At 65.5% G+C, this 15,029-nt stretch carries 13 protein-coding genes; all 13 read left to right on the forward strand.

Features of this window, described 5'->3' with window-relative positions; translation table 11 throughout:
* Positions 1–184 precede the first annotated feature (184 nt).
* Positions 185–3,946: a nitrate reductase subunit alpha gene (locus AC27VE_RS05385; protein WP_488703229.1), complete on the forward strand. Its 3,762-nt coding sequence runs from the start codon at positions 185–187 to the stop codon at positions 3,944–3,946.
* Positions 3,943–5,511 carry a nitrate reductase subunit beta gene (gene narH / locus AC27VE_RS05390; protein ID WP_488703230.1) on the forward strand — a complete coding sequence of 523 codons (1,569 nt, stop codon included), beginning with the start codon at positions 3,943–3,945 and terminating at the stop codon, positions 5,509–5,511. The genes AC27VE_RS05385 and narH overlap by 4 nt, the downstream gene beginning before the upstream one ends.
* A 14-nt stretch (positions 5,512–5,525) precedes the next feature.
* The gene (gene narJ, locus AC27VE_RS05395; RefSeq protein ID WP_006223244.1) at positions 5,526–6,173 is read left to right on the forward strand and encodes a nitrate reductase molybdenum cofactor assembly chaperone; all 648 of its coding nucleotides are present in this window, start codon (positions 5,526–5,528) and stop codon (positions 6,171–6,173) included.
* A gap of 18 nt (positions 6,174–6,191) precedes the next feature.
* Positions 6,192–6,875 (forward strand): respiratory nitrate reductase subunit gamma, encoded by a 684-nt coding sequence (gene narI / locus AC27VE_RS05400; protein WP_088588212.1) that lies wholly within the window; start codon positions 6,192–6,194, stop codon positions 6,873–6,875.
* A gap of 22 nt (positions 6,876–6,897) precedes the next feature.
* Positions 6,898–7,662 (forward strand): peptidylprolyl isomerase, encoded by a 765-nt coding sequence (locus tag AC27VE_RS05405; protein ID WP_488703231.1) that lies wholly within the window; start codon positions 6,898–6,900, stop codon positions 7,660–7,662.
* The gene (gene moaA, locus AC27VE_RS05410; protein ID WP_488703232.1) at positions 7,659–8,657 is read left to right on the forward strand and encodes a GTP 3',8-cyclase MoaA; all 999 of its coding nucleotides are present in this window, start codon (positions 7,659–7,661) and stop codon (positions 8,655–8,657) included. The genes AC27VE_RS05405 and moaA overlap by 4 nt, the downstream gene beginning before the upstream one ends.
* Position 8,658: 1 nt before the next feature.
* Complete coding sequence (locus AC27VE_RS05415) at positions 8,659–9,318, forward strand: carbonic anhydrase (RefSeq protein WP_424625938.1); 660 nt, start codon at positions 8,659–8,661, stop codon at positions 9,316–9,318.
* On the forward strand, positions 9,315–9,812 hold the full coding sequence (mobB, locus tag AC27VE_RS05420; RefSeq protein WP_006223239.1) for a molybdopterin-guanine dinucleotide biosynthesis protein B: 498 nt from the start codon (positions 9,315–9,317) through the stop codon (positions 9,810–9,812). Before AC27VE_RS05415 ends, mobB begins: the two co-directional genes overlap by 4 nt.
* A 46-nt stretch (positions 9,813–9,858) precedes the next feature.
* Complete coding sequence (locus AC27VE_RS05425) at positions 9,859–11,796, forward strand: type IV pili methyl-accepting chemotaxis transducer N-terminal domain-containing protein (protein WP_488703233.1); 1,938 nt, start codon at positions 9,859–9,861, stop codon at positions 11,794–11,796.
* 12 nt (positions 11,797–11,808) lie between these two features.
* Positions 11,809–12,471 carry a response regulator gene (locus tag AC27VE_RS05430; protein ID WP_280027499.1) on the forward strand — a complete coding sequence of 221 codons (663 nt, stop codon included), beginning with the start codon at positions 11,809–11,811 and terminating at the stop codon, positions 12,469–12,471.
* Between the two features lie 83 nt (positions 12,472–12,554).
* A complete protein-coding gene (gene ubiU, locus AC27VE_RS05435) occupies positions 12,555–13,571 on the forward strand; it encodes a ubiquinone anaerobic biosynthesis protein UbiU (RefSeq protein WP_006223236.1) in 1,017 nt (338 codons plus the stop codon).
* A complete protein-coding gene (locus AC27VE_RS05440; RefSeq protein WP_488703339.1) occupies positions 13,568–14,461 on the forward strand; it encodes a U32 family peptidase in 894 nt (297 codons plus the stop codon). The genes ubiU and AC27VE_RS05440 overlap by 4 nt, the downstream gene beginning before the upstream one ends.
* The gene (gene ubiT, locus AC27VE_RS05445; RefSeq protein ID WP_488703234.1) at positions 14,458–14,895 is read left to right on the forward strand and encodes a ubiquinone anaerobic biosynthesis accessory factor UbiT; all 438 of its coding nucleotides are present in this window, start codon (positions 14,458–14,460) and stop codon (positions 14,893–14,895) included. Before AC27VE_RS05440 ends, ubiT begins: the two co-directional genes overlap by 4 nt.
* The last annotated feature ends 134 nt before the right edge of the window (positions 14,896–15,029 follow it).

Below are 15,029 nucleotides of genomic sequence, written 5' to 3' on the forward strand. Positions count from 1 at the left end.
ACACGACGCGCGCACCTCGCAACCAACCACTCACCCCGTCGCTTTCCTCGCTGTGACTAGTCACTCTGCCGTGCGCCGCCTGTGCCACTGGCGAATAGGCGGGGGACAGAGCGGCGCCTAAAGTGGATTCAACGGCAACGATCGCAGTACGCGCCGGCCAGGCCGGCGTTCTTGGAGAAACACAATGAGTCATTTTCTGGACCGGTTGAAGTTCATGTCGCGGGTGAAGTCCACGTTTGCGGACGGCCACGGCGAAACGGTCAACGAAGACCGCAAGTGGGAAAACGCATACCGCTCCCGCTGGCAGCACGACAAGGTCGTGCGTTCGACCCACGGGGTGAACTGCACGGGCTCGTGCTCGTGGAAGGTCTACGTCAAGAATGGCCTGATCACCTGGGAAACGCAGCAGACGGACTATCCGCGCACGCGTCCCGACCTGCCCAACCACGAGCCTCGCGGCTGTCCCCGGGGCGCGTCCTACAGCTGGTACGTGTATTCGGCGCAGCGGGTGAAGTACCCGATGATCCGGGGCCGCCTGATGGAAATGTGGCGCGAAGCGCGCAAGACCATGGACCCGATCGCCGCGTGGGAATGGATCAGCCAGGACCCCGTGCGCGCCAAGCGCTACAAGTCCATCCGCGGCCTGGGCGGCTTCGTGCGCGCCGACTGGGATACGGCCACCGAGATCATCGCCGCCGCCAATGCGCTGACCATCAAGAAGTACGGCCCCGACCGCGTAATCGGCTTTTCGCCGATTCCGGCTATGTCCATGGTCAGCTACGCCGCCGGCGCGCGCTACCTGAGCCTGCTGGGCGGCGTGTGCCTGAGCTTCTATGACTGGTATTGCGACCTGCCGCCGGCCAGCCCGCAGATCTGGGGCGAACAGACCGACGTGCCGGAATCGGCCGACTGGTACAACTCGACCTACCTGATGGTGTGGGGCTCGAACGTGCCCCAGACCCGCACGCCCGACGCCCACTTCTACACCGAGGTCCGCTACAAGGGCACCAAGACGGTGGCCGTCTCCAGCGACTTTGGCGAAATGGTCAAGTTCGGCGACATCTGGCTGGCGCCCAAGCAGGGCACCGACGCCGCGCTGGCGATGGCCATGGGCCACGTGATCCTGAAGGAATTCCACCTGTCGGCGAACCCGTCGCCCTACTTCCAGGACTATGTGCGGCGCTATACCGACATGCCGATGCTGGTGCTGCTGAAACCCCGCGACGGCTTCTATGCCCCCGACCACTTCCTGCGCGCCTCGCACCTGGACGGCGCGCTGGGCGAACAGAACAACCCCGATTGGAAGACGCTGGTGCTGGACGCCAAGAGCGGCGACCTGGTTGCGCCCAACGGCAGCATCGGCTTTCGCTGGGGTGAGGGCGCGGTCAACGGCGGCGAAAAGGTCGGCCGCTGGAACCTGGAATCCAAAGACGGCGGCAATGGCCGCGATATTGAACCGACGTTGAGCCTGTTGGACGCTGGCAGCGATGTCGTCGGCGTGGGCTTTCCGTACTTCGGCAGCGAACACGACGAATTGCTGGTGCGCAATGTGCCGGCCCGCCGCATCCGTCTGGCCGACGGCACCGAGGCGCTGGTCGCCACGGTGTACGACCTGCAGATGGCCAACTATGGCCTGGACCGAGGACTCGGCGGCGGCAACGTTGCGGCCTCGTTCGACGACGACGTGCCCTACACGCCGGCCTGGCAGGAAAAGCACACCGGCGTGCCGCGCGCGCAAGTGATCCAGGTGGCGCGCGAATTCGCGCAAAACGCGCACGACACCGAAGGCAAGTCGATGGTGATCGTGGGCGCCGGCCTGAACCACTGGTACCACATGGACATGATCTACCGCGGCATCATCAACATGCTGATGATGTGCGGCTGCGTGGGCAAGAGCGGCGGCGGCTGGGCGCATTACGTGGGCCAGGAAAAGCTGCGCCCGCAGTTCGGCTGGGCTCCGCTGGCATTCGGTTCCGACTGGGCGCGCCCGCCGCGCCAGATGAACGGCACGTCGTTCTTCTATGCGCACACCAGCCAGTGGCGCCATGAAAAGCTGAACGTGCAGGAAATCCTGGGCCCGACCGCCGACCGCGCCAAGTACGGCGAACTCAGCATGATCGACCTGAACGCCCGCGCCGAGCGCATGGGATGGCTGCCGTCGGCCCCGCAACTGCGCACCAACCCGCTGGATGTGGTGGCCCAGGCCGAGGCCGAAGGCCGCGACCCCATCGCGCATGCGGTTGAACAGCTGAAGTCAGGTGCGCTGCGCATGTCGTGCGAAGACCCGGACGATCCGGCCAACTTCCCGCGCAACATGTTCGTCTGGCGTTCCAACATCCTGGGCTCCAGCGGCAAGGGCCACGAGTACTTCCTGAAGTACCTGCTGGGCGCGCAAAACGCGGTGTTCGGCGACGAAGGCGACGCGATCAAGCCCACGGAAGTGACCTTCCAGGACGATGCGGCCGAAGGCAAGCTGGACTTGCTGACCGTGCTGGACTTCCGCATGAGCACGACCTGCCTGTACGGCGACATCGTGCTGCCGACGGCCACCTGGTACGAAAAGGACGACCTGAACACGTCCGATATGCACCCCTTCATCCACCCCTTGAGCGAAGCGGTGCAACCCTTGTGGGAGAGCAAGACCGACTGGGAGATCTACAAGCTGCTGGCCAAGAAGTTCAGCGAGATCGGCGGCCCCTACCTGGGCAAGCGCCGCGACCTGGTGATGACGCCCCTGATGCACGACACCCCGGGGGAACTGGGTCAGGCCTTCGAGCCCCGCGACTGGAAGCTGGGCGAGTGCGATCTGGTGCCGGGCAAGACTGCGCCGTCGATGACGGTGGTGGAGCGCGACTACAACGACATCTACCGCAAGTTCACGTCGGTCGGCCCCTTGCTGGACAAGCTGGGCAACGGCGGCAAGGGCATCAACTGGAACACCGAGCACGAAGTGCGCGAGCTGGCCGGCATCAATGAAAGCGTCTCTGACGCTGGTGTCAGCCAGGGCCGTCCGCGCTTGGACACCGCCATCGACGCGGCCGAAATGATCCTGACCTTCGCACCCGAGACCAATGGCCACGTGTCGGTCAAGGCCTGGGAAGCGCTGGGCAAGATTACCGGGCGCGACCACACCCATCTGGCCATCGGCCGCGAGCACGACAAGATCCGCTTCCGCGACGTCCAGGCGCAGCCGCGCAAGATCATTTCGGCGCCGACCTGGTCGGGCCTGGAAAGCGAAGAGGTCAGCTACAACGCCGGCTATACGAACGTGCACGAACTGATCCCATGGCGCACGCTGACCGGCCGCCAGCAGTTCTACCAGGACCACCGCTGGATGCTGGATTTCGGCGAAGGCTCCTGCGTCTACAAGCCGGCCATCGACACCAAGACGGTGGCGCCCATGCTGGGCCGCTACCCGAACGGCGAAAAGGAACTGGTCCTGAACTGGCTGACGCCGCACCAGAAATGGGGCATCCACAGCACCTATTCGGACAACCTGCGCATGCTGACGCTCAGCCGCGGCGGCCCCCACGTGTGGGTGTCGGAAGCCGAGGCCAAGCAGGCCGGGCTGGTGGACAACGACTGGGTCGAAGTCTTCAACGTCAACGGCACCTTGACCGCGCGCGTGGTCGTCAGCCAGCGCGTGCCGGTGGGCATGTGCCTGATGTACCACGCCCAGGAAAAGATCGTGAACGTGCCGGGGGCGGAAACCAGCGGCAAGCGCGGCGGCATCCATAACTCGGTCACGCGTACGGTGCTCAAGCCCACGCACATGATCGGCGGCTACGCCCAGCAGGCCTACGGTTTCAATTACTACGGCACGGTCGGCGCCAACCGCGACGAGTTCGTGGTGTTGCGCAAGATGAAGAAAGTGGACTGGCTGGAAGGCCCGCTCGTTGAAGACCCCGCCACGCAGGCAACGCAACAAGAAGAGAAGCAATCATGAGGATACGCGCCCAAATCGGCATGGTGCTGAACCTGGACAAGTGCATCGGCTGCCACACTTGCTCGGTCACCTGCAAGAACGTCTGGACCAGCCGCGACGGTGTCGAATATGCCTGGTTCAACAACGTGGAAACCAAGCCCGGCATCGGCTATCCCAAGGAATGGGAAAACCAGGACAAGTGGAAGGGCGGCTGGAAGCGCACGGCTGCCGGCAAGCTGGAACCGCGCCAGGGCGGCAAGCTGCGCATCCTGGCCAACCTGTTCGCCAACCCGAACCTGCCGGCCATTGACGACTACTACGAGCCCTTTACCTTCGACTACGAGCATTTGCAGAACGCGCCCTTGCTGCAGACGCCGCCCACCGCGCGTCCCATTTCGGTGCTGACCGGCAAGAAGATGGACAAGATCCATTGGGGCCCGAACTGGGAAGACGACCTGGGCGGGGAATTCAGCTCGCGCAGCCGCGACGCCTTGTTCGAGGGCGTGCAGAAAGAGATGTACTCGACGTTCGAGAACACCTTCATGATGTACTTGCCCCGCCTGTGCGAACACTGCCTGAACCCGGCCTGTGTCGCCAGCTGCCCGTCCGGTTCCATCTACAAGCGTGAAGACGACGGCATCGTGCTGGTGGACCAGGACAAGTGCCGCGGCTGGCGCATGTGCATCTCGGGCTGCCCGTACAAGAAGATCTACTACAACTGGAGCAGCGGCAAGGCGGAAAAGTGCACGTTCTGCTATCCGCGCATCGAAGCCGGCCAGCCTACCGTCTGCTCGGAAACCTGCGTCGGCCGCATCCGCTACCTGGGCGTCATGCTGTATGACGCCGACCAGATCGAACGCGCCGCGGCCACCGCCAACGAGCAGGACCTGTATGAATCGCAGCTGGACCTGTTCCTGGACCCGCATTCGCCGGAAGTGATCGCCGCCGCGCGCGAGCAGGGCATTCCGGAATCGTGGCTGGAGTCTGCGCGCCAGTCGCCCGTCTACAAGATGGCGGTGCAATGGCGCGTGGCCTTCCCGCTGCACCCTGAATACCGCACCTTGCCGATGGTCTGGTACATCCCGCCGCTGTCGCCCATCCAGACGGCAGCCGAAGCCGGCCAGATGCCGCAGCGCACCGTGGGCAAGAGCGCCATGATCCCGGACGTGTCCAGCCTGCGCATCCCGGTGCGCTACCTGGCCAACCTGCTGACGGCGGGCAAGGAAGCCCCCGTGCTGCAGGCCCTGGAGCGCATGCTGGCCATGCGCGCCTATAAGCGGTCCGAGACCGTGCACGGCGAACGCGACACGGCGCTGTTGGAACAGGTCGGCCTGACCGAGGAAACCGTACAGGACATGTACAAGATCATGGCCATTGCCGACTACGAAGACCGTTTCGTCGTGCCCAGCAGCCATAAGGAAGTGGTGGAAGACAGCTTCAACGAGAAGGGCAGTTGCGGATTCACCTTCGGCAACGGCTGCTCGGGCGGCGTGTCCGAAGGCACCTTGTTCGGTCGCAAGCCCCAAGGTAACGAGATCTTCATCGAAATGCCGAAATCCCGCAAGAAGGCCGCGCTGGCCCGCTAGGAAAGGAGAAAACCATGAATTTGTACCGCTTGCTTTCCGCCTTGCTCAGCTACCCCGAGCCTGAACTGCTGGATGCCTTGGGCGACGTGGAGTCGATGCTGGCTGACTTCCCCGACGCCGAGGAAGCCCTGCAGCCCCTGGTCGGTTACCTGGCCACCAACGACCTGATCGCCGTGCAGGAGAACTACGTGGCGACGTTCGACCGCAACCGTTCGCACTCGCTGCACCTGTTCGAACACGTGCACGGCGAAAGCCGCGACCGCGGCCAGGCCATGGTCGACCTGCTGGAGACCTACCGCGGCCAGGGGTTCGAGCCGGTCGTGTCCGAACTGCCGGACCACGTGCCGCTGTTCCTGGAATTCCTGGGCGTGATCGATCCAGCTCAGGCGCAGGACCTGCTGGACGAAGCCATTCACGTGCTGGCGGCCATCGGCGCGCGGCTGGCCAAGGGCGGCAGCCCCTACGCTGGCATCTTCGCGGTGCTGCGCGCCGAGTCCCGGGTGATTCCGCGGGAACAGACCGAAGCGCCCGTGCGCGACATGGACGAAGCCATGGAGACCTACGGCGTCAGCCAGGACGGCGTAGAGCCGCTGTTGCGGCCGTTCTCGGGCGATGGCGCGCAAACCGTGCGCTTCTACCCCCGGGCGCCGGCCGCCCATTAATGCTCAGGAAGACGCATCATGAATTCCCTGAATCAGTTTCTTTTCGGCATCTACCCCTACATCGCGCTGACGGTCTTCCTGTTGGGCAGCCTGGCGCGTTTCGAGCGCGAACAATACACGTGGAAGACGGACAGCTCGCAGTTGCTGCACCGCGGCCAACTGCGGCTGGGCAACATCCTGTTCCACGTCGGCATCCTGGGCCTGTTCTTCGGGCATCTTGCCGGGCTGCTGACGCCGGTGGTGGTGTGGGACACGCTGGGCGTTTCGCACACGTTGAAGCAGACGGTCGCGATGGTGGCTGGCGGCGTCATGGGCGGAATCTGCCTGATTGGCCTCTTGATCCTGATCCACCGCCGCCTGACCGATCCGCGCATCGCCCGCACGACGCGTCCCGGCGACAAGCTGCTGCTGTTGTGGATCCTTGTGACCTTGCTGCTGGGCCTGTCGACCATCGTGCTGTCCGCGGGCCACATGGACGGTGAAATGATGGTGCGCCTGATGACGTGGGCGCAGCACATCGTCACCTTCCAGGGCGACGCGGCCAGCCATATCGCCGACGTGCCGCTGCTGTTCAAGGCGCACCTGTTCATGGGCCTGACCTTGTTCGTGATCTTCCCGTTCACGCGTCTCGTCCACGTCTGGAGCGGCTTTGCCTCGCTGGGCTATCTGGGCCGCGCCTGGCAGCTGGTCCGCCCGCGCTGAACCCACGCACCAGGAGCCGAACATGCCTGTCATCGTCAATGGCGTCGAACTGAACGACGCGGATCTGGAACGCGAACTGCCGCTGCACGCGGAAGCCGGCAACCCTATGCGCCACGCGGTCACCGCGCTGGTCTTGCGCCGGGTGCTGCTGGACGAAGCGGCCCGTCTGGGCCTGGATGCCGAGGACGAGGAGGGCGCCATCAGCGCCTTGCTCGCCGCGCAGGCGCCCGCGCCGGAGGCCGACGAGGCCGCCTGTCGCCGCTTCTACCAGATGCACCCGCAGCGCTTCATGGTGGGAGAGTTGGTCGAGGCCGACCACATCCTGTTCCAGGTGACACCCACCGTGAACCTGGACATGCTGCGCGCTCATGCCAACGTGGTGCTGCAGGAGTTGCTGACCGACCCCTCGCGCTTTGCCGAGGTGGCGCGCGAGCAATCCAACTGCCCGTCGGCGACGGTGGGCGGCAACCTGGGTCAGTTGGGCCGTGGCGACACGGTGCCGGAGTTCGAGCGCGCCGTCTTCGCGTTGCCTTCGGGCGGCCTGCTGCCGCAACTGCTGCAGACCCGCCATGGCCTGCACATCGTGCGGGTGACGCGCCGTATCGAAGGCCGGCTGCTGCCTTATGAACACGTGGCGCAGCAGATCGCCATGGCGCTCACGTCCATGAGCCGCGACACCGCCTGGCGGCAATACACCAAGCTGCTGGTCGAACGCGCCGACGTCCAGGGGATCGACCTGGAGGCGGGCGGCGAGCCCGAACGGGTCTATGGCGGGAGCGCCGCATGATGGACGAGCCTGCTGCGGGCCCCCTGACAGACGGCTTCGGACGCCGGATCGACTACCTGCGCGTCTCGGTCACGGACCGCTGCGACCTGCGTTGCAGCTACTGCCTGCCCAAGGATTTCAAGGGCTTCGAAACCCCGGCCAACTGGCTGCGCCATGACGAAATGGCCAGGCTGGTGGGCCTGTTCGTGCGCCTGGGCGTCAGCAAGGTCCGGCTGACGGGCGGCGAACCGCTGTTGCGCCGCGGCGTGGCGGGCCTGGCCCGTGACATCGCGGCGATGCCGGGCCTCACCGACCTGTCGGTGTCCACCAATGGCACGCAACTGGTTCGTCATGCCGAAGACCTGCGCGCCGCAGGCGTGACGCGGCTGAACATCAGCCTGGACACGCTGGACGCCGCCGCCTTCAGCCAGATCACCGGGCGCGATTGCCTGGATTCTGTGCTGGCGGGGCTGGCGGCCGCCCGCCAGGCAGGCTTTTCGCCCATCAAGCTGAACAGTGTGGTGCATGCCGCCACGCCCGAGGCCGATGTGCGCCGCCTGCTGGACTACGCGATGGGGCAGGGCTTTGTGCTGCGCCTGATCGAACCCATGCCGATGGGGGAGTGCGGCCGCGGCTTCACCCACACGGATTTGAATGCCATGGGCGCGCGCCTGGCCGGCGAGGCGGGTCTGGTGCCGGCGTTGGCGGGTTCGGGAACGGGCCCGGCGCGGTACTGGACGGTGGGTGAGGGCGCGCCGGTGCTGGGCGTGATTACGCCCATGTCGCGGCACTTCTGCGCCACCTGCAACCGGGTGCGGCTGGGCGTCGATGGCACGTTGTACCTGTGCCTGGGGCAGGAAGCCCAGGTGCCGCTGGGCCGCCTGCTGCGCGGCGGAGCCAGCGACGCCGAACTGGTGCGCGCGATCCTGGCGGGCATTGCCGCCAAGCCGGAACGCCATGATTTCGTCACGCGCCCCGAGCGCATCGTCCGGTTCATGGCGCAGACGGGGGGCTGAGATGGGAGACATCGAACGCTTCATCGACGGTTTCCAGCGCTTTCAACAGCAGTATTACGAAGAGGCGCCCGCGCTGTACCGCAACCTGCGTGACGGCCAGCACCCCAGCACCTTGCTGATCGGCTGCTGCGATTCCCGCGTGGACCCCGCCATGATGCTGGGCTGCGACCCCGGAGACATCTTCGCCGTGCGCAATGTGGCCAACCTGGTGCCGCCCACCAGCGCCGACCGCGGCTTGCAAGGCGTGCTGGCCGCCATACAGTTCGCGGTGGAGCAGCTGAGGGTCAGCCGCGTCATCGTCCTAGGGCACGCGCACTGCGGCGGCATCCGCGCGCTGATGGAGCGCCGCACGCGGAGCGACGGCGAAACCGACTATCTGGAGCGCTGGATGGATATCGCCGAGCCGGCCCGCCATCGGGTGCTGCGCCAGATGCCTCACGCCACTGACGCCGAACGCCGCCGCGCCTGCGAGCAGGCGTCCATCCTGATTTCGCTGCGCAACCTTGAGGAATTGCCCTTCGTGCGCCGCGCCGTCCAGGCGGGCGATCTGACGCTGCATGGCTGGTATTTCGACCTGGTGGCCGGGGCTTTGCTGGCATACTCGCCGCGGGCGGACGCGTTTTTACCTATGGTCTGTCCCTTGTTTACGGAGCATGCATGAGCCCAGTTTTCGGTATCGCCGGCCGGTCCGGCAGCGGCAAGACCACCTTGATCGAAGCGATGCTGCCTTTGCTGGCGGCGCGGGGGCTGCGCGTCAACGTCATCAAGCACAGCCATCACGACTTCCAGATGGAGCCCCCGGGCAAGGACAGCGCGCGCTTCCGGCTGGCGGGCGCCCAGGAGGTGATGGTGGCCTCGCCGTACCGGTATGCCATCGTGCACGAACTGCGCGATGCGCCGGAACCATCGCTGGCGGACCAACTCGCACGCCTGTCACCGGCTGACCTGGTTCTGGTGGAAGGATTCAAGCAGGCGGCAATCCCGCGCATCGAGGTCTATCGCCCCGCGCTGGGCAAGCCGCCGCTGCACGCTGAAGACGGCAGTTTCCTGGCGATCGTGACCGACGCGCCGCTGGACACCGCCTTGCCCTGCCTGCCGCTGAACGACCCGGCGCACGTGGCGGACTTCCTGTGCGGCGCGCTGGGCCTGGGTTGAAGGCGACTACACTATTAACCGTACCGCGCCGCCCGCACCGATCTTCATGACGTCTTCTTCACCCATTTCCGGACTTGACGGCCTGCCTTCCCCCCGGCATCGCCTGTCTACGCGCATCATCGCCAGTTCGCTGGTGGCGCTGGTGGTGGTGCTGTCCATGATCAGCTGGACGCTGTGGCTGTCGTGGCAACTGGAAGGGGCGGGCGCCGCCATCAACGACACGGGCAGCCTGCGCATGCGCGCCAACCGCGTGGCAGTGGAGCTGATGCGCCCGCAAGCCGGCCGAGAAGTCCGCACCCAGGAACAGATCGCGGTGCTGGACGAGACCATTGCGCGGCTGGCAAGAGGCAACCCCGCCCGTCCGCTGTTCATCCCCAGTGACGAAGCGATCCGTGCGCAATGGCACGATGTGGCCAGTTACTGGCAAGACGTGATGCGACCTGCCGCCTTGCGCGCCATTGCGCAGCCCGATGCGGCCGCCTATCTGCAGACCCTGCCGGAATTCGTGTCGCGCGCCGACACGCTGGTACGGATGATCGAACAGGACAACGCCGGCAAGACCACGTCGCTGCGCCTGTCGCAAGGCATTCTGGCGGCCATCGCCAGCGCCGGCACGCTGGCCATGATCTATCTGCTTTACCTATGGATCATCGCGCCGGTGCTGCGGTTGCGTGACGGCTTGCAGCGCATGGCCGAACGCGAATTCAGCACGCGGCTGCCGGTGGAAAGCCAGGACGAATTCGGCCTGTTGGCCCGTGGCTACAACCGCATGGCGGACGAGCTGCAAGACCTGTACACCGGCCTGGAACAGCGCGTCGAGCACAAGACGGCGCAGTTGGCCGCGCAGAACCGGGATATCGGCGCGCTGTACGACATGGCGGCCTTCCTGAACCAGCCCAACGAGATCGAAGCCATGTGCGACGGCTTCCTGCGCCGCGTCATGTTGCAGTTCGACGCCGAAGGCGGCAGCATCCGCGCGCTGGACCCCACCAATGAAAAGCTGAACCTGGTGGTGTCGGTGGGGCTGTCGAACGAGCTCGTGGAATCCGAACACTGCATGAAGGTGGACGACTGCTACTGCGGCGTCGCCACGCGCCAGGCAGGCGTCATCGTCATCCAGGATTTCCGTCATTCGCCGCCCGAACTGGATCTGAACTGCCAACGCGAGGGCTTTGCCAGCGTGGCGGTGTTCCGCATCGTGACCCGCGACGAAGTGCTGGGATCGTATTCGCTGCATTTCCGCCAGCAACGCCGTCTGGCGCCGTCGGACTCCCAGTTGCTGGAAACCCTGGGGCAGCACCTGGGCGTGGCGCTGGATAACCGGCGGCTTAGCGCGCAGGCCCGCCAACTGGCGGTGGTGCAGGAGCGCGGGCTGGTCGCCCAGGGCCTGCACGACAGCCTGGCGCAAGGTCTGAACTTCCTGAACCTGCAACTGCAGATGCTGGACGCGGCAGTCAAGCGCGGCGACCAGGAAGAGATTACCGAGATCCTGCCGCTGTTGCGTACGGGCGTGGACGAAAGCTACCAGGACGTGCGCGAATTGCTGACCAATTTCCGCAGCAAGCTGGGGCAGGGCGATCTGCAAGCCGCCATTGAATCCACCGTGGAGCGCTTCCGCCGACAGACCGGCATCCAGACCGAGCTGCGCTTCGGCGGGGACGAGGGCGGTCCGTTGCCGCCCGAGCAGCAGCTGCAAGTGCTGTTCATCCTGCAAGAGGCACTGTCCAATGTGCGCAAGCATTCCGAGGCCAGCCAGGTGCAGGTGTCGGTCAACAACGAACGCGACTTCTCGCTGATGATCCAGGATGACGGGCAGGGCTACGACCCCGCCGAAGTGGCTGCGCGCGGCGAGTCCCACGTGGGCCTGCACATCATGCAGGAGCGCGCCGCGCGGATGCGCGCCGTGATAAAACTGGAATCCCAGCCCGGCGCCGGCACGCGCGTGGCGCTGACCTTGCCTGGCAGCGAACGCCAGGCCGCCTGACACGTTCTGAACATGCCTATCCGTATCCTGCTTGTCGATGACCACACGCTTTTCCGCTCGGGCGTGCGCCTGCTGCTGCAACGCCAGCCCGATTTCGAAGTGGTGGCCGAAGCCGGCGACGGCGTGGAAGGCATCAAGCGCGCCAAGGAACTCAAGCCCGACGTCATCCTGCTGGACCTGAACCTCCCCGGCCTGTCCGGCCTGGAAACGCTGCAACTATTGACGCAGGACCTGCCGTCCTGTGCGGTCATCATCCTGACGGTCTCGGAAGAGGCCGACGAACTGGGCCAGGCGCTGCGCGACGGCGCCCGCGGCTATCTGGTGAAGAACATCGATGCCGAGGTCCTGACCTCTGCCATCCGCCGCGCCGCGGCGGGTGAGTCGGTCATCGCCGAAAGCATGACGGCCAAGCTGGTGGATCAGTTCCGCGGGGCGGCCTCGCAGGCGGCCCAGGCTTCTGGCAGCGCCGAACGCCACCGGCTGACGGCGCGCGAAACGCAAATCGTCCAATGCCTGGCGCGCGGCGCCAGCAACAAGGTCATTGCGCGCGAGCTCGATGTGAGCGAAAGCACCGTCAAGATCCACGTTCAGAACGTGCTGAAAAAGCTGAACCTGACCAGTCGCGTGCAGGTCGCCGTGTACGCCGTGGAACACGGGCTGCATTCCGAGGAATAGCGCCGCGCCATCACGCTTGCGGCCGCACCCCGGTTTGATCTGCGACAAGGCCGGGATGCCCGCCGGACCCTAGACTGGCCGGCATGCAAACTCGAACCTCTCCCATCGAGCTCGTGGCCCCGGCCGGCAGCCTCGCCGCCTTGAAAGCCGCCATCGAGGCGGGCGCCGACACCGTCTATCTCGGGCTCAAGAATGCGACCAACGCCCGCAATTTCGCCGGGCTCAACTTCACCGAAAACGACATCCGCGCAGGCGTCGAACTGGCGCATCGCAAGGGGCGTCAGGTGCTGTTCGCCATCAACACGTTCGTGCAGGCGGGCCGCGCGCAGGAATGGCGCGACGCGGTAGACGCTGCGCACGGGCTGGGCGCGGATGCGGTCATCATGGCCGATCCCGGGCTGCTGGCCTACGCCAGCGACCGCTATCCCGATTTGCGCCTGCATCTGTCCGTGCAGGGTTCCGCCACGCATGCCGACGCCATTGAATTGATGAAAGAGCAATTCGGCATCCGCCGCGTGGTGCTGCCACGCGTTCTGACCCTGGCCGAAGTCGCGCGCATCTGTGCCAACGTCAGTGTGGAAGTCGAAGTCTTCGGCTTTGGCAGCCTGTGCGTCATGGCCGAGGGCCGGTGCCTGCTGTCGTCGTACGCCACCGGTGATTCGCCCAACAACAAGGGCGTCTGTTCGCCCGCGCACGCCGTGCGCTGGGTGGAAGAAAACGGCCGCATGGACGCGCGCCTGTCCGGCATTTTGATCGACCGCTACGAACCCGGCGAACCCGCCGCCTATCCCACCTTGTGCAAAGGCCGCTTCGAAATCGACGGGCAGGCCGACCATGCGCTGGAAGAGCCCACCAGCCTGAACGCCATCGGCCTGTTGCCGCGCCTGGCCGAAATGGGCGTGTCCGCCATCAAGATCGAAGGCCGCCAGCGTAGCCCCGCCTATGTCACGCAAGTGGTGTCGACCTTGCGTGCGGCGCTGGACAGCGTGCATGCCGACGCTGCGCGCTTCTCGCCGCGACCCGAATGGAACGCCTTGCTGGCGCGCCACGCGGAAGGATCCCAAGTCACCCAAGGCGCATTTGAACGTCCATGGAAATGAAACCGAACGCATTCCAGATATCCGTCGGCCCGTTGCTGTATTACTGGCCGCGCCAGCGTACGCTGGACTTTTACGCCGACCTGGCCGATAGCGCGGCCGACATCCTCTATATCGGCGAAACCGTCTGTAGCCGACGTCACGAACTGCGGGCGGACGATTGGTTGGACCTGGCGCGCGACCTGCGCGCCGCAGGCAAGACCGTGGTGCTGTCCGGCCGCACCTTGATCGAAACCGGGGCAGAGGCCCACGCGCTGAAGAAGCTTTGCGACCAGGATGACTTCATGGTCGAAGCGGGCGAACTGGGCGCCGTGCGGCACCTGGCAGGCCGTGCTTTCGTGGCGGGCCCGCACGTGAACGCCTATCACGGCGGCACGCTGCAATGGCTGGCAAGCCAGGGCGCGGTGCGCTTCGTGGCGCCGCTGGAAATGGACGGCGGCACGCTCGCACGGCTATTGGAAGAGCGGCCGGCAGACATGGCGGCCGAAGTGATGGTGTGGGGCCGTATGGCACTGGCCTTTTCCGCACGCTGCTTCACCGCGCGGCATTTTCGGCTGAAGAAGGACGATTGCGGGTTCCGCTGCATCGAACACCCAGATGGCTTGGACATGCGCACGCGCGAGTCGCGTGAATTCCTGGGCATCAACGGCATCCAGGTGCAGTCCGCCGCCTGCCTGGATTTGCTGGCTCAGGCGCCTGAACTGGCCCGCATGGGCGTCGACGTGCTGCGTGTCAGCCCGCAGTCGGCGGGCACGCTGGACGCCGTGGCTGCGCTGGACGCGACGCGTCGCGGCGGCACGCCCGCCGCCGTCGCGCCACCTGCGGGTATCGGACGGTGCAACGGCTATTACCACGGCCGCTCCGGCATCGAATTGCTGGAGGCCACGGCATGAGCGCGACCTGGAACCTGAACCCGCCGGCCCTATTCGCGCAGTTGGGCCGGCGTGTGCCCACGCCGGTGGTATCCCTGCACTTCGTGGCGGGATTGGAATTGGCAAGACGGCTCAAATGGCTGTCCCCGTCGCCGGAACTCGACGGCCGCAGTTTCGCCATCACCATCGAAGACCTGGGCCTGCGCAGTGCCTTTACGGTGCGCGACAGCGCGTTCCGGCCTGCGTGGAGCCGTGCACCATGTGAATTGGAACTGGGCGCGAAGCTGGCTGACCTGTTCCGTTTGATTCGGGCTGAGACCGACGCGGACACCTTGTTCTTCCAGCGCCGGCTGCGAATATCGGGCGATACCGAGCTGGGGCTGATCGTGAAGAACTGGCTGGATGCGGCACCGCGGCCGGCGTGGTTGCAGCGGATGAGCGGGGCCGCGGGCTAGCTGCAAGACGGCGGCGCGAAAATACGTGATAAGGGTTTTTACTCATTAGCCGAAGTAATTCGGCGGATAAGAAATAAGAATTTTTCTTATGGTTGGGCCAGGGCTATAACAGCGGGCTGATAGACCTCAACCTA

The sequence above is a fragment of the Achromobacter sp. 18P8.1.1 genome (genome assembly GCF_057799415.1).

Coding starts and splice junctions, on each gene's coding strand:
- AC27VE_RS05385 (WP_488703229.1), top strand. CDS start 185: ATGAGTCATTTTCTGGACCGGTTGAAGTTCATGTCGCGGGTGAAGTCC.
- narH (WP_488703230.1), top strand. CDS start 3,943: ATGAGGATACGCGCCCAAATCGGCATGGTGCTGAACCTGGACAAGTGC.
- narJ (WP_006223244.1), top strand. CDS start 5,526: ATGAATTTGTACCGCTTGCTTTCCGCCTTGCTCAGCTACCCCGAGCCT.
- narI (WP_088588212.1), top strand. CDS start 6,192: ATGAATTCCCTGAATCAGTTTCTTTTCGGCATCTACCCCTACATCGCG.
- AC27VE_RS05405 (WP_488703231.1), top strand. CDS start 6,898: ATGCCTGTCATCGTCAATGGCGTCGAACTGAACGACGCGGATCTGGAA.
- moaA (WP_488703232.1), top strand. CDS start 7,659: ATGATGGACGAGCCTGCTGCGGGCCCCCTGACAGACGGCTTCGGACGC.
- AC27VE_RS05415 (WP_424625938.1), top strand. CDS start 8,659: ATGGGAGACATCGAACGCTTCATCGACGGTTTCCAGCGCTTTCAACAG.
- mobB (WP_006223239.1), top strand. CDS start 9,315: ATGAGCCCAGTTTTCGGTATCGCCGGCCGGTCCGGCAGCGGCAAGACC.
- AC27VE_RS05425 (WP_488703233.1), top strand. CDS start 9,859: ATGACGTCTTCTTCACCCATTTCCGGACTTGACGGCCTGCCTTCCCCC.
- AC27VE_RS05430 (WP_280027499.1), top strand. CDS start 11,809: ATGCCTATCCGTATCCTGCTTGTCGATGACCACACGCTTTTCCGCTCG.
- ubiU (WP_006223236.1), top strand. CDS start 12,555: ATGCAAACTCGAACCTCTCCCATCGAGCTCGTGGCCCCGGCCGGCAGC.
- AC27VE_RS05440 (WP_488703339.1), top strand. CDS start 13,568: ATGAAACCGAACGCATTCCAGATATCCGTCGGCCCGTTGCTGTATTAC.
- ubiT (WP_488703234.1), top strand. CDS start 14,458: ATGAGCGCGACCTGGAACCTGAACCCGCCGGCCCTATTCGCGCAGTTG.